This is a genomic window from Cedecea lapagei (assembly GCF_900635955.1).
Classification (GTDB): domain Bacteria; phylum Pseudomonadota; class Gammaproteobacteria; order Enterobacterales; family Enterobacteriaceae; genus Cedecea; species Cedecea lapagei.
In genome coordinates, this window is record NZ_LR134201.1 from 4211410 (window position 1) to 4232192 (window position 20783).

The 20783-nt window shown below is 56.1% G+C and carries 19 protein-coding genes and 1 pseudogene; 12 read left to right on the forward strand and 8 right to left on the reverse strand.

Features of this window, described 5'->3' with window-relative positions:
- Nucleotides 1-28 precede the first annotated feature (28 nt).
- The 9 genes from hutW to EL098_RS20515 all read left to right on the forward strand — a co-directional run bounded on the left by hutW (nucleotide 29) and on the right by EL098_RS20515 (nucleotide 7977).
- Nucleotides 29-1375 carry a heme anaerobic degradation radical SAM methyltransferase ChuW/HutW gene (gene hutW, locus EL098_RS20475; RefSeq protein ID WP_126357859.1) on the forward strand — a complete coding sequence of 449 codons (1347 nt, stop codon included), beginning with the start codon at nucleotides 29-31 and terminating at the stop codon, nucleotides 1373-1375.
- Nucleotides 1372-1869, forward strand: coding sequence for a heme utilization cystosolic carrier protein HutX (gene hutX / locus EL098_RS20480; RefSeq protein ID WP_126357860.1), 498 nt, complete (start codon nucleotides 1372-1374; stop codon nucleotides 1867-1869). Before hutW ends, hutX begins: the two co-directional genes overlap by 4 nt.
- Nucleotides 1866-2489, forward strand: coding sequence for an SDR family oxidoreductase (locus EL098_RS20485; protein ID WP_126357861.1), 624 nt, complete (start codon nucleotides 1866-1868; stop codon nucleotides 2487-2489). Before hutX ends, EL098_RS20485 begins: the two co-directional genes overlap by 4 nt.
- Before the next feature lie 114 nt (nucleotides 2490-2603).
- Nucleotides 2604-3449: a glutathione-dependent disulfide-bond oxidoreductase gene (gene yghU / locus EL098_RS20490; protein WP_126357862.1), complete on the forward strand. Its 846-nt coding sequence runs from the start codon at nucleotides 2604-2606 to the stop codon at nucleotides 3447-3449.
- Nucleotides 3450-3603: 154 nt separating this feature from the next.
- Nucleotides 3604-4518 carry a metal ABC transporter substrate-binding protein gene (locus EL098_RS20495; RefSeq protein ID WP_126357863.1) on the forward strand — a complete coding sequence of 305 codons (915 nt, stop codon included), beginning with the start codon at nucleotides 3604-3606 and terminating at the stop codon, nucleotides 4516-4518.
- Nucleotides 4515-5333: a manganese/iron ABC transporter ATP-binding protein gene (locus tag EL098_RS20500; RefSeq protein ID WP_126357864.1), complete on the forward strand. Its 819-nt coding sequence runs from the start codon at nucleotides 4515-4517 to the stop codon at nucleotides 5331-5333. Before EL098_RS20495 ends, EL098_RS20500 begins: the two co-directional genes overlap by 4 nt.
- A complete protein-coding gene (sitC, locus tag EL098_RS20505) occupies nucleotides 5333-6190 on the forward strand; it encodes an iron/manganese ABC transporter permease subunit SitC (protein ID WP_126357865.1) in 858 nt (285 codons plus the stop codon). Before EL098_RS20500 ends, sitC begins: the two co-directional genes overlap by 1 nt.
- Nucleotides 6187-7035, forward strand: a complete 849-nt coding sequence (locus tag EL098_RS20510; RefSeq protein ID WP_126357866.1) for a metal ABC transporter permease — start codon at nucleotides 6187-6189, stop codon at nucleotides 7033-7035. The genes sitC and EL098_RS20510 overlap by 4 nt, the downstream gene beginning before the upstream one ends.
- A gap of 78 nt (nucleotides 7036-7113) precedes the next feature.
- Nucleotides 7114-7977 (forward strand): MurR/RpiR family transcriptional regulator, encoded by an 864-nt coding sequence (locus tag EL098_RS20515; RefSeq protein ID WP_126357867.1) that lies wholly within the window; start codon nucleotides 7114-7116, stop codon nucleotides 7975-7977.
- On the opposite strand, the gene EL098_RS20520 is transcribed toward EL098_RS20515, so the two are convergent.
- Entirely contained in the window at nucleotides 7974-8366 is a 393-nt protein-coding gene (locus tag EL098_RS20520; RefSeq protein ID WP_126357868.1) for a RidA family protein, read from the reverse strand. The two genes, EL098_RS20515 and EL098_RS20520, sit on opposite strands and share 4 nt — an antisense overlap.
- 94 nt (nucleotides 8367-8460) lie before the next feature.
- A complete protein-coding gene (locus EL098_RS20525; RefSeq protein ID WP_126358518.1) occupies nucleotides 8461-9897 on the reverse strand; it encodes an N-acyl-D-amino-acid deacylase family protein in 1437 nt (478 codons plus the stop codon).
- 201 nt (nucleotides 9898-10098) lie between these two features.
- On the opposite strand from EL098_RS20525, the gene EL098_RS20530 reads away from it, so the two are divergent.
- Nucleotides 10099-11319 (forward strand): amino acid deaminase, encoded by a 1221-nt coding sequence (locus EL098_RS20530; protein ID WP_126357869.1) that lies wholly within the window; start codon nucleotides 10099-10101, stop codon nucleotides 11317-11319.
- Between the two features lie 269 nt (nucleotides 11320-11588).
- On the opposite strand, the gene EL098_RS20535 is transcribed toward EL098_RS20530, so the two are convergent.
- The 3 genes from EL098_RS20535 to EL098_RS20545 are packed head-to-tail and all read right to left on the reverse strand — an operon-like array spanning nucleotide 11589 to nucleotide 14631.
- Nucleotides 11589-12917, reverse strand: a complete 1329-nt coding sequence (locus EL098_RS20535) for a PTS sugar transporter subunit IIC (RefSeq protein WP_126357870.1) — start codon at nucleotides 12915-12917, stop codon at nucleotides 11589-11591.
- Nucleotides 12904-14307: a glycoside hydrolase family 1 protein gene (locus tag EL098_RS20540; RefSeq protein WP_126357871.1), complete on the reverse strand. Its 1404-nt coding sequence runs from the start codon at nucleotides 14305-14307 to the stop codon at nucleotides 12904-12906. The genes EL098_RS20535 and EL098_RS20540 overlap by 14 nt, the downstream gene beginning before the upstream one ends.
- A 9-nt stretch (nucleotides 14308-14316) precedes the next feature.
- Nucleotides 14317-14631, reverse strand: a complete 315-nt coding sequence (locus tag EL098_RS20545) for a PTS sugar transporter subunit IIB (protein ID WP_126357872.1) — start codon at nucleotides 14629-14631, stop codon at nucleotides 14317-14319.
- A gap of 437 nt (nucleotides 14632-15068) precedes the next feature.
- On the opposite strand from EL098_RS20545, the gene fic reads away from it, so the two are divergent.
- Nucleotides 15069-16145 (forward strand): protein adenylyltransferase Fic, encoded by a 1077-nt coding sequence (gene fic / locus EL098_RS20550; protein ID WP_126357873.1) that lies wholly within the window; start codon nucleotides 15069-15071, stop codon nucleotides 16143-16145.
- 106 nt (nucleotides 16146-16251) lie between these two features.
- Here the strand turns inward: fic and EL098_RS20555 are convergent, their stop codons facing one another.
- Complete coding sequence (locus EL098_RS20555; RefSeq protein WP_126357874.1) at nucleotides 16252-16995, reverse strand: SDR family oxidoreductase; 744 nt, start codon at nucleotides 16993-16995, stop codon at nucleotides 16252-16254.
- 170 nt (nucleotides 16996-17165) lie between these two features.
- On the opposite strand from EL098_RS20555, the pseudogene EL098_RS20560 reads away from it, so the two are divergent.
- Nucleotides 17166-17478 (forward strand): annotated as a pseudogene (locus tag EL098_RS20560) (winged helix-turn-helix transcriptional regulator).
- Between the two features lie 14 nt (nucleotides 17479-17492).
- On the opposite strand, the gene EL098_RS20565 reads toward EL098_RS20560, so the two are convergent.
- Both EL098_RS20565 and crfC read right to left on the reverse strand, forming a co-directional pair.
- Entirely contained in the window at nucleotides 17493-18368 is an 876-nt protein-coding gene (locus EL098_RS20565; RefSeq protein ID WP_232012249.1) for a YjcZ-like family protein, read from the reverse strand.
- The gene (gene crfC / locus EL098_RS20570) at nucleotides 18368-20731 is read right to left on the reverse strand and encodes a clamp-binding protein CrfC (RefSeq protein WP_126357875.1); all 2364 of its coding nucleotides are present in this window, start codon (nucleotides 20729-20731) and stop codon (nucleotides 18368-18370) included. Before crfC ends, EL098_RS20565 begins: the two co-directional genes overlap by 1 nt.
- Nucleotides 20732-20783: the final 52 nt, after the last annotated feature.

A 20783-nucleotide genomic window follows, 5' to 3' on the forward strand; every position in this document is an offset into this window, starting at 1 on the left:
ATTTCTTAGAAAATGAGCGATGTTGAACATGAAACCTGAACTGGATCTCCAGCCTCACTTCGCGCTGCCCGGCGGGCAGCCGTTTAAAGATCGCCACGCGACAATGCCGTGGCGTGGCGCTATGCCGATAGCTAAAGAGCAGCTTGAACACACCTGGCAACAGGTGATTGCCAACCCTACGCCACCGGGGAAGCGGCTGGTCTATCTGCATATCCCCTTCTGCGCAACGCACTGTACCTTCTGCGGTTTTTACCAGAACCGTTACGAAGAGGACCACTGCGAGCGCTACACCGATGCCCTGCTCAGGGAGATCGAACTTGAGGCCAGCAGCCCGCTGCATCAGTCAGCACCGATCCACGCGATCTACTTTGGCGGCGGCACCCCCTCTGCGCTTTCGGCGAAGGATCTGGCGCGAATCATTACCGCGCTGCGCCGCAGCCTGCCGCTCGCGCCGGATTGTGAAATCACCATTGAAGGCCGGGTGCTGAATTTTGACGATGAGCGCATCGACGCCTGCCTCGACGCCGGTGCTAACCGTTTCTCCATCGGCATTCAGTCGTTTAACAGCAAAATCCGCAAAAAAATGGCGCGTACCTCCGACGGCCCCACGGCCCGACGCTTTATGGAAAACCTCTGTAAACGCGATCGCGCCGCCGTGGTGTGCGATCTGCTGTTTGGCCTGCCCGGCCAGGATCAAAAACTCTGGGCAGAAGACCTGACCATTGCGCGGGATATCGGTCTCGACGGTATAGATCTCTATGCCCTGAACCTTCTGCCGCAAACGCCTCTGGGTAAAGCCGTGGAAAACGGGCGTGTCGCCCTTCCTTCCCCGGCTGAACGCAGGGATCTGTACCTTCAGGGCTGCGATTTCATGGACAGCTCGGGCTGGCGCTGCATCAGTAACAGCCACTGGGCGCGCACCACGCGAGAGCGCAACCTGTACAACCTGCTGATAAAGCAGGGCGCGGACTGCCTGGCCTTTGGCTCCGGTGCTGGCGGATCGGTCAACGGCTATTCCTGGATGGTTGAACGTAATCTGGAAAGCTGGCACACCGCAGTCGCTGCCGGGAAAAAGCCGCTGATGATGATGGCCCGCACTACCGATCCAGGCTACCGCTGGCGGCATAAACTGCAGGCCGGTATCGAAACGGCTCGTGTCCCCCTGGATGAATTGACCGCCGAAGCCCATCTGCTTCAGCCGCTGCTGACCCAGTGGCACGAATCTGGCCTGACCCGGGATAACTCAACCTGCCTGCGACTGACCGAAGAAGGCCGCTTCTGGGCCAGCAATATCTTCCAGTCTTTGCAGACGCTGGTTGCCGCCCTCAATACGCCAATAACAACGACCAAAACACCACAAGGAGCTCCGCAATGACTTCCGTTTCCCTTACCGACTATCTAAAGACCCAGCCCGATGGCACGCTGGAATCTATTGCCACTCAATATGGCGTTACTCTACTGGACGTTGTGGCTCAGCTCCCCGCGCTGGCGTTAGTGGGCGGCGAGAAGTTTGACGCCGTGTGGGATACCGTTGCCGAATGGGGTAGCGTGACCACGCTGGTGCATACCGCCGATGTGATCATCGAATTCTCAGGCGAGCTGCCGTCCGGCTTCCACCGCCACGGCTACTTCAACCTGCGCGGTAAGAAAGGCATGACGGGGCATATCAAAGCGAGCAACTGCACCCATATCGCGCTGGTCGAGCGTAAATTCATGGGGATGGACACCGCCTCAATTCTGTTCTTCAATCAGGCGGGCAGCGCGATGCTGAAAATCTTCATCGGGCGCGACGATCATCGCCAACTCCTGGCAGACCAGCTCACGGCTTTCCGCACGCTGGCAGAGACACTTAAGGGAAATACTGCATGACACCATGGTTAATTTTTGGAGCTGGAGGCAAAGGCGTTGGTGCGCTGACGGCGAAGCTGGCGCTGGCAGAGGGTCGCCACGTGGTTGCGCTGGTGCGTAGCGAGGAGGCGGCAACAAAACTGCGTGTGGCTGGCGTTCAGGTGATTACCGGCGACGCCTGTAATACAGAAGCCGTCACCGAGGCCTGCCGCCTCGCGGGCAAAGAGGCTACCGTGATCTCAACCATGGGCGGTTCTCAGGACTATCTGGCGCACCGTACCGTCATCGACGTCGCCGAAAAAGCCGGTATTGCACGCATGGTGCTTGTAACCTCTTTGGGCTGCGGGGAGAGCTGGGCTTATTTATCCGACCGAGCAAAAGCGGCCTTTGGTCAGGCCGTACGGGAAAAGTCCCTCGCGGAAAGCTGGCTGCAAACCAGCAGGCTGGACTTTGCCATTGTGCGTCCCGGCGGCCTGCTTCACGGCGAGCCCACCGGTAAAGCGATGCTTAGCCAGACGCCCGAAATCCACGGTATGGTCATGCGTGCCGACGTCGCCGCGCACGTTGCGGAGCTGGCAAAAGCCCCAGGCCTGAACCGCCAGGTTTACGGCCTTGTACAACCGGGGCTTAAACCGGCTTGATGCTCTGCCGGGCTTTCGCTTTTCTGGCGGTATAGCCCGGCAAGCTCTTCCCTCTTGCTACACTTCCAGATAGTTTCAACAGATAACTAACCTGAGAAGAAGGCAAACAACGCTATGTCCGAACACAACTACCAGCCACCAAAAGTCTGGACCTGGAACAAGACCGAAGCCGGCCAGTTCTCCAGCATTAACCGTCCGATTTCCGGCCCAACCCACGAAAAAACGCTGCCGGTAGGCAAGCATCCGCTGCAGCTTTATTCTCTCGGCACGCCTAACGGGCAGAAGGTAACCATTCTGCTGGAAGAGCTGCTGGCGCTGGGCATCAGCGGGGCGGAATACGATGCGCACCTGATTCGCATCGGCGAAGGCGACCAGTTCTCCAGCGGGTTTGTGGAAGTGAACCCGAACTCCAAAATTCCGGCACTGTTTGACCACTCGGTTACCCCGCCGCTGCGGGTCTTCGAGTCCGGCAACATCCTGCTTTATCTCGCGGAAAAATTCGGCCACTTCCTGCCGAAGGATATCGCCGGGCGCACCGAAACGCTGAACTGGCTGTTCTGGCTGCAGGGTTCAGCGCCATACCTGGGCGGCGGTTTCGGCCACTTCTACCACTACGCCCCGGTCAAAATTGAGTACGCCATCAACCGCTTTGCGATGGAAGCCAAGCGCCAGCTGGACGTGCTCGACAAGCAGCTGGAGAATCACCGCTTTATCGCCGGTGATGAATACACTATCGCCGACATTGCCATCTTTACCTGGTATGGTGCGCTGGCGAAAGGCGGCCTGTATGAATCCGCCGAATTCCTTGACGTGGCTTCGTACAAACACTTTGGCCGCTGGGCCGACGACGTGGCAAACCGCCCGGCGGTGAAGCGTGGCCGCATCGTTAACCGCACCTGGGGCGATGTGCAGCTGGCCGAGCGTCACGATGCTTCAGATTTTGATGCTTTAGGGTTGTAGGACCCTCACCCTAACCCTCTCCCTGGAAGGGAGAGGGGAATCTTCACCGTTAACTCACACAAATGATAATAGTTTGCATTTAGTTATAGCAACAGCTATGTTTTATAGCACTTGCTATAAATGATGAATCTATAATCACTCGTGAGGGAAGACGATGCCCGGGAAACTGAAGTTAACGCAGAGTATTGTGGCCGCCGCCGCCGCGCTGGCGATGCTGTTGGGTGCCGCGCAGGCGCAGGCAAAATTTAAGGCAGTCACTACCTTTACCATCATCGCCGATATGGCGCAGAACGTGGCCGGAGACGCTGCCGACGTGGAGTCCATCACCAAGCCGGGGGCGGAAATCCATGAATACCAGCCGACGCCGGGCGACATCCGTCGGGCGCAGGGCGCTCAGCTAATTTTGACCAACGGGCTGAACCTTGAACTCTGGTTTGCGAAGTTTTATCAGCATCTGAAGGGCGTGCCTGAGGTGGTTGTCACCACCGGTATTCAGCCCACGGGCATTACAGAAGGCCCTTATAACGGCAAACCTAACCCTCACGCATGGATGTCGCCGCAAAATGCGTTGATCTACGTCGATAATATCCGCGATGCGTTCGTCAAATACGATCCGGACAATGCCGCGACCTATACCCGCAACGCCGAAGCCTACAAGCAGAAAATCCAGCAAACCCTCGAACCTCTGCGAAACGAGCTGGCAAAAATTCCGGCAGATAAGCGTTGGCTGGTGACCAGCGAAGGCGCGTTCTCCTATCTCGCCAACGACTTTGGCCTGAAAGAGCTCTATCTGTGGCCGATCAACGCCGATCAGCAGGGAACGCCGCAGCAGGTGCGCAAAGTGATCGACAGCATTCGCAAATACCAGATCCCGACTATTTTCAGTGAAAGTACCATCTCCGATAAACCGGCTCGTCAGGCGGCGCGGGAATCCGGCGCACATTACGGCGGCGTGCTGTATGTCGACTCCCTGAGCGCGGCGGATGGCCCTGTACCGACCTATCTTGACCTGCTGCACGTCACCACCAGCACCATCGTTAACGGCATCAATGAAGGGCTGAAAAAATGAGTCGTCGCGCCGGAATCGTCGTTCAGGACGCCAGCGTCACCTATCGTAATGGCCACACCGCGCTGCGTGCGGCCAGCTTTGAAATTCCGACCGGCACCATTGCGGCGCTGGTTGGGGTCAACGGTTCGGGGAAGTCCACGCTGTTTAAAGCGATCATGGGCTTTGTGCACTTGGCCAGCGGCAACATCTCGATTCTGGACATGCCCACGCGCAAGGCGCTGCGCAATAACCTGGTCGCCTATGTCCCGCAGTCCGAGGACGTGGACTGGACGTTCCCGGTGCTGGTTGAAGATGTGGTGATGATGGGGCGCTTCGGCCACATGGGGATGCTGCGTATTCCCGGCAAGGCCGACAGGCAGGCGGTGGACAATGCCCTCGCCCGCGTCGGCATGAGCGACTTCCGCAAACGCCAGATCGGCGAGCTGTCCGGCGGGCAGAAAAAACGCGTATTCCTCGCCCGCGCGATAGCCCAGGATGGCCAGGTGATCCTGCTGGACGAGCCGTTCACCGGCGTGGACGTGAAAACGGAAGAGCAGATCATCAGCCTGCTGCGCGAGCTGCGGGACGAGGGACGCACGATGCTGGTATCGACCCACAACCTAGGCGCCGTCACTGATTATTGCGACTACACCGTGCTGGTGAAAGGCACCGTGCTGGCCTGTGGACCCACGGACATCACCTTTACCCAGCAAAACCTGGAGCTGGCATTCAGCGGCGTGCTGCGCCACGTCACTCTGACCGGGAAGGAAACCAGCGTGTTCACCGACGATGAAAGGCCGTTTATCCACGGCGCAGCGTTGAAAGAGGAGCGATAATGTCCGTCCTGCTCGAGCCGTTTGGCTATGGCTACATGTTTAACGCCATCTGGGTATCGGCGCTGGTTGGCGGCGTCTGCGCCTTTCTCTCCTGCTACCTGATGCTGAAAGGCTGGTCGCTTATCGGTGACGCTCTTTCCCATTCTATCGTGCCCGGCGTTGCCGGTGCCTATATGCTCGGCCTGCCGTTTTCCATAGGCGCATTTTTCTCCGGTGGCCTGGCGGCGGGCACTATGCTGTTTTTAAACCAGCGCACGCGCCTGCGGGAAGACACCATCATCGGCCTTATTTTTTCGTCATTCTTTGGCCTCGGGCTGTTTATGGTGTCGCTCAACCCGACGTCGGTAAACATCCAGACCATCGTGCTCGGCAATATTCTCGCCATTGCGCCGTCGGATATCTTGCAGCTGGCCATTATTGGCTTTGTCTCTCTGGCGATTCTGCTGCTGAAGTGGAAAGACCTGATGGTCACCTTCTTCGACGAAAGCCATGCCCGCTCCATCGGCCTCAACCCTTTATGGCTGAAGGGGTTGTTTTTCACCCTGCTTTCCGCCACCACCGTGGCCGCGCTACAAACCGTCGGCGCTTTCCTGGTGATTTGCATGGTCGTCACGCCTGGCGCAACGGCTTACCTGTTGACCGACCGTTTTCCAAAGCTATTAATTACTGCCGTCACCTTAGGCACTTTAACCAGCGCATTCGGCACCTGGATCAGCTATTTCCTTGATGGCGCTACCGGCGGCATTATCGTGGTGCTGCAAACGCTGATCTTCCTGCTGACCTTTGTATTTGCCCCAAAACACGGTCTGCTGGCTAACCGTCGCCGTGCACGCCTGAGCCTGGAGCAAACGCCATGAGCCTGTTAGATACTTTGCTTTCCCCCTTCCAGTTTGGCTTTATGATCAACGCGCTGACCATGACCACGCTGGTCGCTATTCCCTGCGCGCTGCTCTCCTGCTTCCTGGTGCTAAAGGGCTGGGCGCTGATGGGCGATGCCATGAGCCACGCGGTTTTCCCCGGCGTGGTCATTGCCTGGATGGTGGGCCTGCCGCTGGGAATTGGCGCGTTCGTGGCCGGGCTGTTTTGCGCCTTTGCCACCGGCTACCTGCAGGACAACAGCCGCATCAAGCGTGATACGGTGATGGGCATTGTCTTCTCCGGCATGTTTGGCGCAGGGCTGGTGCTTTACGTCTACCTGAAGCCGGATATCCACCTCGACCACATTCTGTTTGGCGACATGCTGGGGGTAAGCTATAGCGATATTCTGCAAACAGGCGTCATCGTGCTGCTAACGGCGATTGTTGTGGCGCTGAAATGGCGGGATTTGCTGCTACACGCCTTCGATCCTATTCAGGCGCAGGTCTCCGGCCTGAACGTTAAGCTGCTGAACTACGGCCTGCTCTGCCTGGTGTCGCTGACCATCGTCGCAGCGTTAAAGGCGGTGGGGATTATCCTCGCGATTTCCCTGCTCATCGCGCCTGGCGCTATCGCTTCGCTGCTGACGCGCACGTTTAAAGGGATGATGCTGGTTGCTCTTGTACAGGCTATCGTAACGTCCTTCCTGGGCGTCTACCTTTCGTTCTTTATCGACAGTGCGCCCGCGCCGACTATCGTTGTGCTCTCCGCGCTGGTGTTTATTGCCGCGTTTATTCGGGCCACGATCCGGCAGCGGCGCATGGAGGCGATAAGCGAGCCATTCTGAATCAGCGTAAAGCGACCCGGATAACGGTTTTATGGTACAAAGTACCTTCTCTTTTTGCACAAGTACCAGGGTCGCGCCATGAGCTATACCATCGATATTATCTCCTGTATTACCGACCGTTTTGTCGAGCTGACCGCCACGGAAAAGCGCATCGCCCAGTTTATTCTGGACGATGTGCAGTCCGCTGCGGCGCTGCCCATTTCGGAAATGGCGCGCCAGACGCAAACCAGCCAGGCCTCAATAACCCGCTTTGCCCGCGCTATCGGCTGCAAGGACGTGCGTGAGCTTAAGGTAAAGCTGGCCCAGTCGCTGGCGGTCGGGCAGCGCTTTATCCTTGATGTCCCGGACCTGGAGGGCGTGCAGGGGATCTATGAAACCATCATCAACGTGCTGGATATCAACCGCCGCGCGCTAAACCCGGAATCGCTTAATAAAGCGGTTACCTGGCTCAGTAACGCTCGTCAGATTCTGGCTCTCGGTATGGGCGGCGGCTCAACGATTTGCGCTCAGGAACTCCAGTTTCGTCTCTTCCGTCTCGGGCTGCCGATCGTCAGCCAGAGCGACGGCCTGCTGGTCAGAATGATGTCCGCTTCGGTTTCGCCTAACGATATTGTCGTGGCGCTGTCGCTGGGGGGCTTCACGCCCGAAGTGGTGGAGAGCGCGGCAATTGCTCGCCAGTACGGCGCAAAGATCATCGCCATTACGCCGCCTGAAACCCCGCTGGCTCAGCAGGCGGATATCGTGCTGCCGCTTATCGTTCGGGAGAACGACTACATCTTCAAGCCAAGCACCTCGCGCTACGCAATGCTGGCGATGATAGATGTGTTGGCCACCGAACTGGCGATGGCCAATAAAAGTCAGGCGAAGGACCGGCTACGACGCATCAAGCTGGCGCTGGACAGCCATCGCGGCGGCGTGGACAGGCAGCCGCTGGGGGATTAGCCGCGGTCTGAGCGGTAGCAGGTCACGTCCACTTCGACTTTGCAGTCCACCACCAGATCCGCAACGCAGCACACGCGGGCCGGAGGATGGTCACCAAAGAATTCGCGAAATACTTTGTTGAAGGACTGGAAGTAGCGGGCGTCAGTCAGATAGACCTTCACGTGAACCACGTCGGCCAGGGTGTAGCCCGCTTCCGTCATGATATCCACGCAGTTCTGAATCGCCAGCCGCGACTGGTCGACAATACCGCCCTCAACAACCTCGCCGTCTTTCATTGGCGTCTGGCCGGAAACATACAGCCACCCGGCCGCTTCGACAGCTTTAGCGAAAGGCAGCTGCTGCCCGCCGGTACCGGTACTGCCGCCAACGCCATAACGTTTAATACTCATCGTTGCTCCTTATCGATCGGTTTACCCTCACCAGAATTTATCTCGTTTTTCCCCCTCTCCCCTCTCGGGAGAGGGGAGAGGGGCTGCGCTAAATTCACTTCTGCCGACGCAGGAAACGCCCCGCTCGACCAATGACTTTTTGTTCCTGGCCGTAGCTCATCACCCCGTTCACCATCACCGCCTGAATACCGGCGGCAGGCTGTTTCGGGTTACTGAAGCTCGCCATATCCCGCACGGTCTGCGGGTCGAACAAGACCAAATCAGCATAATAGCCGCGCTTCACCAGGCCACGTTCGTGCAGCTGGAACCGGGCCGCCGACATGCCCGTCATCTTATGTACCGCCTGCGTCAGCGGAAAAAGCTTCTCATCACGGCTGTAATGCCCCAGCACTCGCGGGAACGCGCCCCACAGGCGTGGATGCGGCATAGGATCGTTAGGCAGGCCGTCGGAGCCTATCATTGTCACCGGATAACTCAGCACGCGCCGCACATCCTGCTCGTCCATGTTGTAATAAATCGCGCCAGCGGGCATCAGCAATTTTCCCGCTTCGTGAAGTGACATCGACCAGCCGTCAGCGATTTGCTGCAGCGTTTGCCCCGCCACTTCCGGATGCGGCTCTGACCAGGTAATAACGATATCGAATTCATCGGTTATCTGCTTCATGTCCAGCGTTGACGAGCTGGCGGAGTAAGGGTAGCAGTCGCAGGAAACCTCCTGCTGCTCGCGTACTTTATCGAACAGCTTCAGCGTTTCGACCGTACGCCCCCAGTTTTTTGCCCCGGCGCATTTGTGATGCGACACCACAACCGGCACTTTGCCATGGCGCCCGATGCGAAAAGCTTCATCCAGCGCCTCAAGAATCGGCTCAAATTCGGAGCGTAAATGCGTGGTGTAAATCCCCTTCTCCGCCGCCAGTTCCTCCGCCAGCGCCATCACCTCTTCGGTGGAAGAGTGAAACGCGCTGGCGTAGGCAAGCCCGGTGCTTAAACCCAATGCCCCCTGCTGCAGGGCCAGCTTAAGCTGCCCGCGCATGGCAATAATCTCTTCCTCTGTCGCCGGACGGAACAGATCGTCCAGCTGGTTGTTACGCAGTGCGGTATGGCCAACAAGTGTGCCAACGTTGATAGCCGGGCGAGCCTGCTCCACGGCATGCGCGTACGCCTCAACGGTGGGATAGACAAACTGGTGCGCTTCACCCAACAGATTCATCGGATCGGGCACCTGATCGTTAATTACCGCTCCCGCCGCGCTGATGCCGCAGTTGCCGACGATAACCGTGGTGATACCCTGGCTTATCTTCGGCAGATATTCAGGAAAACGGATCACGTTGATATCGTCATGCGTGTGGACATCAATAAATCCCGGCGCCAATACGCGCCCTCTGCCGTCGATTTCATGCGTGGCCTCGCCGGTAATACACGGCGCAATGTCGGCAATACGCTCCCCCTTCACCGCCACATCCGCCAGATATTCCGCACCGCCTGAGCCATCAATCACGGTGACCTTCCTGAAGAGATAATCGAACTTCATCTGCGCCTCACGCCAGTAAAAATCTGAGTGCAAGTTAACCATTTACAAGCCATAAAAACAGTGAAAAACTAAACAAAACCCCGATCATTTAATGATACTTTTATTCATAAAATGACGATTAAAAATAAAATATTAAAATATAACAACATCTTAAAAATGATATTTAATCTGAAAGATAGAAAGATAAGGAGAAAATACGTTATGAAATACCAGGAGATTAACCTCGTCCCCCACAAGTCAGCCCTGATGCATTCCCCGGCCAACGTCCTCAATGAGGATATCTGCCTGCCCGCCGCGCTGATAAAAAAATCGGCGCTGAAAAACAACATCCGTTGGATGCAGGACTATGCCAACGCGCGCGGCGTTTCGCTGGCACCGCACGGAAAAACGACCATGACGCCGTGGATCTTCCAGCAGCAGCAAAAAGCGGGGGCGTGGGCCATCGGCGTAGGCAGCGCATGGCAGGCCAGCATCGCGATGTTCGCTGGCATTGAGCGCGTGCTGATGGTCAACCAGCTGGTTGGCAAAGCAAACATGACGCTGGTTTCTCAGTTGAAACACAAACACCCTTCCGTCGACTACCTCTGCTGTGTCGATAGCGAGGCAAACGCCCGTACTTTGTCGGCCTTCTTTAATCAGAAAGGCCAAACTCTCGATGTGCTGATTGAGTTAGGTGTTCCCGGCGGCCGCTGCGGATGCCGCAGTGCCGAGCAGGCGCTGACGCTTGCCGCCCAGGTGGCCGGGCTGCCGGGGCTACGTTTGCGAGGGCTGGAACTGTACGAAGGCGTGCTGCATGGTGAAAACCCTCAGCCAGAAATAGAAACGCTGCTCAGGGATGCCGCATCACTCGCCTGCCGAATGGAGCGCTATGTTGACGGCGAGTTTCTGTTAACCGGCGCGGGCTCGGTCTGGTACGACGTAGTGTGTAATATCTGGCTTGCAGCTGAGAAACCGGCCAACTGCCGGATTGCGATTCGCCCCGGCTGCTATATCACCCACGACAGCGGGATCTATCAGGAGGCTCAGGATCGGCTGATGGCGCGCGATCGGATCGCCTGCGATCTGGGCGGAGATCTGGTTTCCGCGCTGGAGCTGGTGGCGATGGTGCAGTCGGTGCCGGAAAGCGATCGGGCAATCGTGAACTTTGGCAAACGTGACAGCGCGTTTGATGCGGGTCTCCCACAGCCGGTAGCGCACTACCGCCAGGGCAAACCTCTGGCATCGCCGGTGGAAACTGTCGAAACCACAGGGATTATGGACCAGCATGCGATGCTGAAGCTCGAGGCCGGAGTGGATGTTCAGGTAGGCGACATCCTGGTGTTTAGTACCTCTCACCCATGCCTGACGTTTGATAAGTGGAAGGCGCTGCTGCTGGTGGACGACGAGTATAACGTGCTGGATGAGTTAGAGACGGCGTTCTAGTTTTTACCCTCACCCTAACCCTCTCCCTGAAAGGGAGAGGGAATAAAAAAACAATACTGCCCTGAATTCCCCCTCTCCCTGAAAGGGAGAGGGGATAAAAAAACAATACTGCCCTGAATTCCCCCTCTCCCTGAAAGGGAGAGGGAATAAAAAACAATACTGCCCTGAATCCCCCTCTCCCAGAAAGGGAGAGGGGATAAATAACCACTCATTGCTGAATTCCCCCTCTCCCCTCTGGGGAGAGGGCCGGGGTGAGGGGAAAAGACAATTTACTTAGCCTCGGCCAGCGCCTTAGCCCTCTCCTCTTCCTCCTTCTGCTGAAGCTCAGTTTCCAGCATCTTCTTCTCGTACGCCTTGAAGAACGGATAATAGATAGCCAGTGAAATAAAGAAGCAGATAAACACCAGCCCACAGGCAATCAGGTTCCAGTTGGTGGTGATCAGCGCCCCCAGCGGCGCTGGAAGGGTAAACGGTGGCTTCACCATCATGCGCGGAATCAGCCCGCTAACCGTGAACAGATACACCACCACGGTATTTACCATTGGCGCCAGAATAAACGGGATCGCGAGGATCGGATTCATCACAATCGGCGCGCCGAAAATCATCGGCTCATTGATGTTAAACAGCCCCGGAATAAATGACAGCTTACCCAGCTGTTTCAGGTAGATAACGCGAGAGCGAATAAACAGCACTACCAGCGCCAGCGTTGAGCCGGTGCCGCCCATCTGCGCGTACCACTGGAAGAATTGCTCGGTGAAAATATTCGGCAGCTCATAGGCGCTGACGCCGGACTGGAACAGCTCCATATTCTGCACAATTGCCTGATCCCACAGCGGGCGGATCAGCGGCCCCATCACCGCATGACCGTGGATCCCAAGCACCCAGAACAGGTCAATAAAGAACTGGGTAACGATGCCACCAAAAAGGTTGGTGCCGGTCATAAAGCCTTTGAGCGGCATAATGATGTAGCTGATGATGGCGTTGATATCGATGTTGAGAAAGTGTCGGGGGATCCAGAATACCAGCACCACGGCAAGCGTCGGGAACAGCGCTGAAAACGAGCTGGCAACCACCGGCGGCACGCCCGCAGGCATTTTAATTTCGATATTTCTGACTTTGATAAAGCGATAAATCTCAATGGCAATTAGCGAGGAGATGATCGCGCCAAACAGCCCCTGAGAACTCAGCGAAGTCACAGGAATGTAGCGCCCCGCCACCGCTTCCCCCGCCACGGTCACGCCCTGCTTAATGTTCACCGGCACGATCATCAGCAGCGTTGCCAGCATCGCCAGCAGGCCGCTGGTGATGTCGTTTAGTTTATAGCTTTTACCGAGGAACGAGCCGATGGTGAACGCGGCGTACAGCGACATCAGCCCAACGGTAAAGCGGAACGGCACGTCGAGCGTGTCACGCCAGGGCGCTATAAAATCCATATAGCCCTTAATCGGGATATTCAACAAAATAACGAAGAAAGAGCCGACGATGGTCAACGGCAGGATCGAAATAAGCCCGTTACGAATTGCCTGCATATGGCGCTGATTGCCAATCGCATTGGCCACCGGCATCAGCTTGTCGGCTAACTTATCAAAGCTCGACATGGTCAGCCTCCTCGAACCCATTGTTTTCAATCACGGAGCGGAACCAGCGCCCGGACTTTTTCAGCGAGCGCTGCTGCGTGGCTAAATCGAGCCGATAGAAGCCGTAGCGATTTTTATAGGCGTTCTGCCATGACCAGCAGTCGATAAAGGTCCACATCTGGTAGCCCAGGCACTGGCTGCCTTCCGCCATCGCCTTATGCAGCCAGGTTAAATGCTCCTGCAGAAACTCAATGCGGTAATCGTCCTGCACCTCGCCGTCCACCATGAACTGCTCTTCATCCATGATGCCAATGCCGTTCTCGGAGACAAACCACGGCAGGTTACCGTAGCGCTCTTTCACCAGCAAGGCGATGTCGTAGAGTGCAGGCGGGTAAATTTCGATGCCGCGCGAGGTATTCATCCGCCGCCCCGGCATCGCGTACTCTTCAAAAAAGCGCTCCGGCACAAAACCGTGCGGCTCTTCGAGCAACGTCTCACGCGCTTTAACCCGACGCGGGCGATAGTAGTTGATGCCCAGCAAATCAACGCGGGTCGCGGCAATCAGCTCACAGTCGCCCGGCAGCACCTTCGGACACACGTCATATTCTTTCAGCAGCGCCACCAGCTCGTCAGGATAGCGCCCAAGCAGCATCGGCTCGTTAATGCTGCGTGTGTAGAACAGATCGGCCATCTCAGCAGCCTTCAGATCTTCCGGGCTGTCGCTGCGCGGATAAACGGGGATGACGTCCATAATGATGCCAATCTGCCCGTCAATCTTCAGCGCGCGCCAGGCGGCAACCGCTTTGCAGTGGGCGATAACAATATGGTGCAGCACCTGGGCTGCGCGGCGAAAATCGGTCACATAAGGATAATGGCGTGGATGTAAATAACCTGCCTCGGCAGGGATAAGCGGCTCGTTGAAGGTGAACCAGTAACGCACGCGATCCCCGAACAGGCGGTAACAGATCTCCGCATAGCGGGCGAAAGCTTCCACCACCTCTCGATTTTCAAACCCGCCTTTCTCCTGCAGCGCCATCGGCATATCAAAATGGTAGAGATTGATAAAAGGCTCAATGCCCTGGCGGATCAGCTCGTCAATCACATCATTATAAAACTGCACGGCCTGAGGATTAACCTCACCGTCTCCATCGGGGATCAGGCGGGACCAGGAAATCGACGTGCGAAATGAATTGAGGCCAATGTTTTTTGCCAGCTGAATATCTTCCCGCCAGCGTTGATAAAACGTAGAGGTCTCGTCGGAGGTGACACCGTTGTAAAAACGGGCGTTAAACTCATGTGAGGCGTAGTCCCAGATATTTTCACCTTTGCCATCGCCCTCAATTCGCCCCTCAGACTGCGTGGCGCTGGTCGCCGTACCCCACCAAAACTTCTCGGGAAAGCGGTATCTCATACAGCCTCCCTATTCTGCGGCTTTCAGCAGCGAAATCGCGTGATCCAGCACCTTATCGCCCTGCATTGAGCCGTAATGCATCATGTCGATCGCCGCCACCGGCACGCCGTGAGGCGCCGCCGCCGCGCTCAGATTTTGCAGCTGGAATTTCACCTGCGGCCCGAGCAGGATGACGTCGGCTTCATCGATAATCTGGTCAAAATCGGAGACCGGCACGGCGGTAATTTCTACCGCCACTCCGCGGCCCTGCGCGGACTGTTTCATCCTTTCCACTAACATGCTGGTCGACATCCCCGCAGCACAGCATAAGAAGATTTTTTTCATCGTTTTACCTCAGAGAATCAATGCAGTATCCGCGGTATGCGGCCAAATATATTCTGGGTAGCGGTGAAAAAAGCCACAAGTGAGGAGCGACACAGATTTGCTTTTCGCGGCTGGTACTTTTGGCGAGAGAAAAGAAAAATCTTATTAAACCCAATAATAAACAGGCAGATAAGAATGTTACTTTTATGGACACGCTCGCCTTATAGCCCGGCTTTATTCACGAGAATGGTGGTGCGGTCACAGGCAGAAGCTCAGTTGAAAGGAGGCAATATGTTTAAAAAAATGGGAAATATGTACATATCGCCAAAACGTGTCGATGCTATCGACAGGTTTCGATGACATGTTTAAAAAATCAAGAAAAACGTACATGTTACCTTGATGTGTCGATACGGCGTACCTATACTGCCAATATGTCGAAAAAATCAGGTTTTTTAAACATGTCATGGGATCCAAAGCAACCTTTTAATCAACTCCCTCTCTTGCCCCCTGAGCTTGAAAAAATAGAGACCCATGCGGTGCTTAAGGCCTGTATTAATGCTCGAGCTGCGTTGGCGGAGCTAAAAACGGCGGGGCAACTCCTGCCGGATCAGAGATTACTGGTGAATATCCTGCCAATGCTGGAGGCAAAAGACTCATCCCGCATTGAAAATATCGTCACCACCAGCGATCAGCTTTTTCAGTATGTCGACCGTGTCGGGCAAGCCGACCCTGCAACGAAAGAGGCGCTGCGCTACCGTACCGCTATGTACGAAGGGGTAAACCATCTTGCGACTTACCCGCTTTGTACAACAACGGCGACTCAGATTTGCACCACACTGCGTGCGGTGGAGACAGATGTGCGTAAGACACCAGGCACGGTGCTGCGCGACCAGCACCTGAATGTGGTTTACACGCCGCCAGAAGGTGAGGACGTAATCCGCAGTTTGCTTACGAATTGGGAGAAATTTATTCACCAGGAAGACGACCTGGATCCGCTGGTAAAGATGGCTATCGCACATTACCAGTTCGAGTGTATTCATCCCTTTTCCGACGGTAATGGACGAACTGGCCGTATCCTGAATATCCTTTATCTTATTCAGACTGAACTACTTAGCTTACCGATACTTTATCTCTCGCGTTTCATCCTGGAACATCGCACCCAATACTACGCCCTTCTAAGGGACGTAACGGCAAAACAGGACTGGGAGGCATGGATTTTGTTCATGCTGGAGGCCGTGTTCGAGATGGCAAAATGGACGTCAAAGAAAATCAGCGTCGTACGTGAATTGATCGCAAGCACAACTGACTATGTCCGCGAAAAGCTACCGAAGATTTACTCCTGGGAACTTATTCAGGTGATATTCATGCAGCCTTATTGCCGCATCGAGAATATCGTTGATGCCGGGCTGGCACAGCGACAAACTGCGTCCAGCTATCTGAAGCAGTTAGTTGAAATCGGTGTACTGGAGGAGATGAACGCTGGCCGCGAAAAAATCTATCTCAATACCCGTTTGCTCAGCGAGCTAAATATGTAACGCCTTTCTTTTGGCTGGCGCTTGCCGTCATTCATTGACGTGAAGTCGCATCGACCTTCAATTCCCCCCCCTCCCCAAGGGGACGAGAGGGAAAACACGCTAAAAGCTATAAATTCCCCACGCCGCCGTCGACCAGCAGGTCGGTGCCGACCACGAACGCCGACTCATCAGACGCCAGGAACACGGCGGCTTTTGCCAGTTCCAGCGCGGTGCCAAGGCGGCCAATCGGCACAAGATCGCGGATCGCTTCACGCAGCGTGTCGGCTTCTACGCCATTGCCTAATTTGCCCAGCGCCGGAGTTTCCGTAGGGCCAGGGCTCAGCCCGTTGACACGAATGCCACGCGGATGAAGCTCCCCGGAAAGCGTACGTGCCAGCGAAAGAATACCGGCCTTGCTAGCCGCATAGGCGTTAGTCTGCGGCAGGCCGATGCGGGCGCTGACCGAGCCGCAAACAATCACCGAGGAAGGGTTGGCCAGCTGCGGCAGCAGCGCCTGAATCAGGAAGAATGGGCCTTTAAGATTAATATTCATCAGCCGGTCATACGCCTGCTCGTCCCACTCTTCCAGCGAGTGGTGCGTGACGTCCCCCGCATTGATGTAAAGCACATCAAGCTGCGGCCAAAGCTGCTTTAGCTCCGCGGCCACCTCACGCTGCCCGGCAACGTCGCCCGCATCGCTTTTAATAAGGTGTACATTGCCCAAAACCGCTTTGGTTTCCTGTAGCCTCTGCTCGCTGCGCCCGGTGATCGCCACCGTTGCTCCTTCGGCTATAAACTGCCGCGCCGTTTCAAACCCAATGCCGCTGGTGCCCCCGGTAATCAAGGCGTATTTGCCGTTAAGTCTGCCCATCGTCGGTTCCTCATAAATAACTGATGAGGGCATTATTTCCGCTATAGTATCTTTTGGATAGTAGGCACCAATATGATACTAAAGCACCACATTGAGCGCATTGGCGTGAGCCGGGAGTTGGCATGACCAAAAATATTTCACCGCTGCCTGAGGCCGGAAGCAACTGCCCGATGGTGAGCTTTGTCAACCTCATTTCGGGGAAGTGGGCGATCCCAATCCTTTACCGCCTGATCGTGATTGACGAGGCGGTACGTTTCAGCGAGCTGCAGCGGGCCGTTTATCCCATCACTCAGAAAGAGTTAACGCGCCAGCTTCGCCAGTTTGAGGCCCGAGGGCTGGTTGTCAGGCAGGTGTTTGCCGAAGTCCCTCCGCGAGTGGAGTATCAGATAACCACACTGGGGGAAATCTTTGCGCCCAACGCTGGATTCACTTGCCGAATGGATGCGGGAAAATGCCGCTGAGATGGAGCGCTCTCTTCCCTGAGAGAGTTGAATAAATCAGCCAAAAACCTCATCGACCAGCGCGCTACCGAGGCGCATGGCCGAGCAAATTCGGGGCATGCCCAACGCCACGCCCTGCCAGCTTTGGGTGACCGAGTAACTGACCGGTTGGCGGTCGATATCGCAGCGGTCGCCGAGCCAGGTCAGGGCATCTTTATGCTCGAGCAGGCCGGGAGACGTTGGCGTCGCCAGCCATTCATGAAAATAGTGGCGCGTGCGCGGTGACGCATTCACTTCCTCTGCCAGCTTACCGATGGCCAGCGCACGAAGATGTTCAATCAGCTGCTCCGCCTGTTCCGGTAGACCTGAACGCACGGCATCGCCAAAGGTGCCCCAGCGCAACTCTTCCAGCGCAACGTAGCAACGCGCCGCCGGGCAGAAAGAGAAATAGTGCCCGCTGCGCCAGCGGGAGAAAATCTGTTCGCAGTGAACCAGCCCGCGCTGGACAAGATCGCCGCGATCAAGGTCGGCTTCAATCCGCACCAGACGCTGGGAAATTTGTTGTCGCAGCGTCAGCAGTCGGCCGCGAGCCGCAGCAGAATGGTGTGCCGTTCGCGGAGAAACTGGCTCGAGCTGAGTCATTCTCTCATGTATCTGGCTGTTGGCGAGGTAGCTTTTCGCCAGATCGGCCGACAGCAGGCCAAGCCTCACCAGCGCGGCCTCTAAATCATCCTGCGGTGCCGTACCGGCGAGCCCTGAGTGCCGTCGGGCTTCCACGACGAATAGATCGACAAGCCGCTCGTAAAAAGCTTTACTCTGCGGACTGCTCCAGGGCTGACGGGCAACATCAATGCCCATCGCAAAATCCACGACAAATTTTTCGCTAATACAGCTGAGGGTTCTTACCGGCCCTTCCATTAATACGCTGTTCATCATTGCTCCGCCGGGAAAAGCGTCTGGATATCGTCGCGCAACAGGCGGGTATCCTCGTGAATGTAACGTGCCGTTTTGACACTCTGTTCCAGCTTACTCTGGAGGGAAAACAGTGCGGCGTCATTCTGCTGCCTGGCGCTAAGGCTTTGCTGCAAATTGCTGTGAATTGCGTCCAGAGCCGTGGAGAAATCGGCGAAAAAGGTCGCCATACCGGCCGTCACTGAAACATCGACCTGCGCGGTAATGGCCTGATTTATCTGGGCCAGAAAAGTGGCAACATGGTCGTGCAGATTTTGCTGAAGCTTCTCCAGGTCGATAACGTAGCGGCTGTGCGTAGCCGCATAATCTTCCCAGCCCCAGTCGACGCTGTTTAGCCAACGGGCCAGCACTCCGCGCATGCCGTTTTGCGGCTGCATTTGCGACAGCGTGACTTCCTGACTTTCAATAACGTTGGTGAACGCCTGCCGGGCATTAAAATTCAGCTGGCTTGCCTGAAAGGCAGGCAGACTAATATGGGCGCGAAAGCCGGCCACCTTCAGCCCCTCGCTCACCCGCTGCTCGATAGGCCTTAACGCCGACCGCAGCGTGTAGCCCAGGCGGGCTTCAAGATGACTCAACAGGGAGCCAAGCTCTGCGCTCAGCGTCTCCTGGGCGGCAAACAAAATAGTTTCGCTGGAGGCCCTGACCTTGTGCAACAGCGTGCGCGCCGCCGCCTCATCTTCCCCCATTAGCTTGTTGCTGCCCGGGGCAAAATCTACCTTGCGCGTTAAGGCATGAGGATACAGCGGATGTACTCTCTCCTCAGCCAGCCTGCCTTCCCGGAAGTAGATATTCAGATCGTCATGAATCTGGGTTTCGAAACGCCGCATAAAGGAGCCGATGTTCTCCAGCGCCTCGTGGACCTGCTGCTGAATAAGGGGGCTTACCGCCTGCTGAGAGGTTTGCAGCAGATGCATATCCTGCTCCAGCCGCTGGATATTCTCCTGCAGGCTGTCGTTGGTCACCTGCAGGCCCTGGCAGCGGAAACTCAGGTAGCGTTCGGCTTCCTCGGCATAGTCCAGCAGCTTGTGGCATGCAGCACGTAGCGCATAAAGCGAAGCATTAGCGTGGGCGCCATGCAGAATAGCCTCAACAGGTGACTCAAACATGGAGTCTTCCCACAGCAGATCAGCCGCGTGGCGGAGGTGCTCAATATCGGCCAAATCTGCGCTGCGCCAGCGTCTGCCTAATGCCGCCTCCGCGAAATCCTGCACCCAACGCTGCCGATCTGGATCGGGCAGGCGGCCATGAGCTGCCAGCTCGTAGCGGGCGCGATTGGCAAGATAGCCCCACATGCTCGACACCGGGAAAACGTGGTCCGGCGCGATGCTGCCTTTCATCAGCGTACCGGCAATCATCGCCCTTACCTGGGTTGCATCGTCGCCGTTGCGATCCTTCTGATCGAACTTGTTGACCAGCGCGTAAAGCGGAACGGATTTGCTTACGCCGAGCACCGCCTCACGCACCTGCTCGTCGGAGACGGACTTCAGCTGGGTATAATCCATCACCACCAGTACCGCAGATGCCTGCGCCAGCTGCTCTTTGAGCATCTTTTTCAGATGTGGCTGACCCGCTTCGTTTGGCCCCGGGGTATCCAGCAGCGTCAGCTTACCCTGGCCGTTACTCAGGCCTGCCAGATGCACAAACTCCACTTCAATCACCGGCACATGCTCAATAGCCGCGTAGGCTTTGAACGGAAACGCAATGTCGAGGACTCGGCATAAACGCACCAGATCGTTCAGGCTCTTCAGGCAGTGAAAAATCGGCTGAGCCCCGAGGTAATGGCGCTCAAAACCTGTACCGTTGGCAATACGGGCGATCAGCGCTTCCATGTCCCGATCAATCTCCAGCTGCAGCGCCAGCGCTTCCCTGGGGGTAGACAGCAGCTTTTCCTGCAGTTCCCCCATCAGATTTTCGATGGGTTGAACATAGGGAAAATGCAGCACCGGCTCACGCTGGCCCGGCGTATGGCGGATCAACGTCGGCAGCGCCGTCATCGGGCGGTTACGGTTTGGCAGCACCTCGGTCCCCACGATGGCGTTAATGGTGGTCGACTTCCCGGCTTTCATGGTGCCGACAATCGCCAGCACCATTTCATGCTGAGTTATTTTACGTCTTTCGTTTTGCAGCATATTTTTCTGCAGTTCGATACCACGTGGGCTAAATTTCAGCGGATGTACAGAGGCGACGGGATTCGCGACAGCGTTATTTTGTTCATTCTGTAAAGCCAGCGGAGCGACTTTTAAAGCGTTAAGGTTTTGCAGGGCTAATTGCAAAAGCCGCTCGGCTTCCTGACTCAGTTCAAAAATAGTTTGTGTGTGCATCAAAATCTTTCCTTAACTCAAATTATCCAGCTTTATCTCCACCATCGTTAGG

Excerpts from the sequence above, each read along its gene's own strand:
- EL098_RS20500 (WP_126357864.1), top strand. The coding sequence starts at position 4,515 with ATGAGTCGTCGCGCCGGAATCGTCGTTCAGGACGCCAGCGTCACCTAT.
- yghU (WP_126357862.1), top strand. The coding sequence starts at position 2,604 with ATGTCCGAACACAACTACCAGCCACCAAAAGTCTGGACCTGGAACAAG.
- EL098_RS20485 (WP_126357861.1), top strand. The coding sequence starts at position 1,866 with ATGACACCATGGTTAATTTTTGGAGCTGGAGGCAAAGGCGTTGGTGCG.
- hutW (WP_126357859.1), top strand. The coding sequence starts at position 29 with ATGAAACCTGAACTGGATCTCCAGCCTCACTTCGCGCTGCCCGGCGGG.
- EL098_RS20565 (WP_232012249.1), bottom strand. The coding sequence starts at position 18,368 with ATGAACAGCGTATTAATGGAAGGGCCGGTAAGAACCCTCAGCTGTATT.
- EL098_RS20495 (WP_126357863.1), top strand. The coding sequence starts at position 3,604 with ATGCCCGGGAAACTGAAGTTAACGCAGAGTATTGTGGCCGCCGCCGCC.
- EL098_RS20515 (WP_126357867.1), top strand. The coding sequence starts at position 7,114 with ATGAGCTATACCATCGATATTATCTCCTGTATTACCGACCGTTTTGTC.
- EL098_RS20540 (WP_126357871.1), bottom strand. The coding sequence starts at position 14,307 with ATGAGATACCGCTTTCCCGAGAAGTTTTGGTGGGGTACGGCGACCAGC.
- EL098_RS20510 (WP_126357866.1), top strand. The coding sequence starts at position 6,187 with ATGAGCCTGTTAGATACTTTGCTTTCCCCCTTCCAGTTTGGCTTTATG.
- hutX (WP_126357860.1), top strand. The coding sequence starts at position 1,372 with ATGACTTCCGTTTCCCTTACCGACTATCTAAAGACCCAGCCCGATGGC.
- fic (WP_126357873.1), top strand. The coding sequence starts at position 15,069 with ATGTCATGGGATCCAAAGCAACCTTTTAATCAACTCCCTCTCTTGCCC.
- EL098_RS20530 (WP_126357869.1), top strand. The coding sequence starts at position 10,099 with ATGAAATACCAGGAGATTAACCTCGTCCCCCACAAGTCAGCCCTGATG.
- EL098_RS20545 (WP_126357872.1), bottom strand. The coding sequence starts at position 14,631 with ATGAAAAAAATCTTCTTATGCTGTGCTGCGGGGATGTCGACCAGCATG.
- crfC (WP_126357875.1), bottom strand. The coding sequence starts at position 20,731 with ATGCACACACAAACTATTTTTGAACTGAGTCAGGAAGCCGAGCGGCTT.
- sitC (WP_126357865.1), top strand. The coding sequence starts at position 5,333 with ATGTCCGTCCTGCTCGAGCCGTTTGGCTATGGCTACATGTTTAACGCC.
- EL098_RS20520 (WP_126357868.1), bottom strand. The coding sequence starts at position 8,366 with ATGAGTATTAAACGTTATGGCGTTGGCGGCAGTACCGGTACCGGCGGG.
- EL098_RS20535 (WP_126357870.1), bottom strand. The coding sequence starts at position 12,917 with ATGTCGAGCTTTGATAAGTTAGCCGACAAGCTGATGCCGGTGGCCAAT.
- EL098_RS20555 (WP_126357874.1), bottom strand. The coding sequence starts at position 16,995 with ATGGGCAGACTTAACGGCAAATACGCCTTGATTACCGGGGGCACCAGC.
- EL098_RS20525 (WP_126358518.1), bottom strand. The coding sequence starts at position 9,897 with ATGAAGTTCGATTATCTCTTCAGGAAGGTCACCGTGATTGATGGCTCA.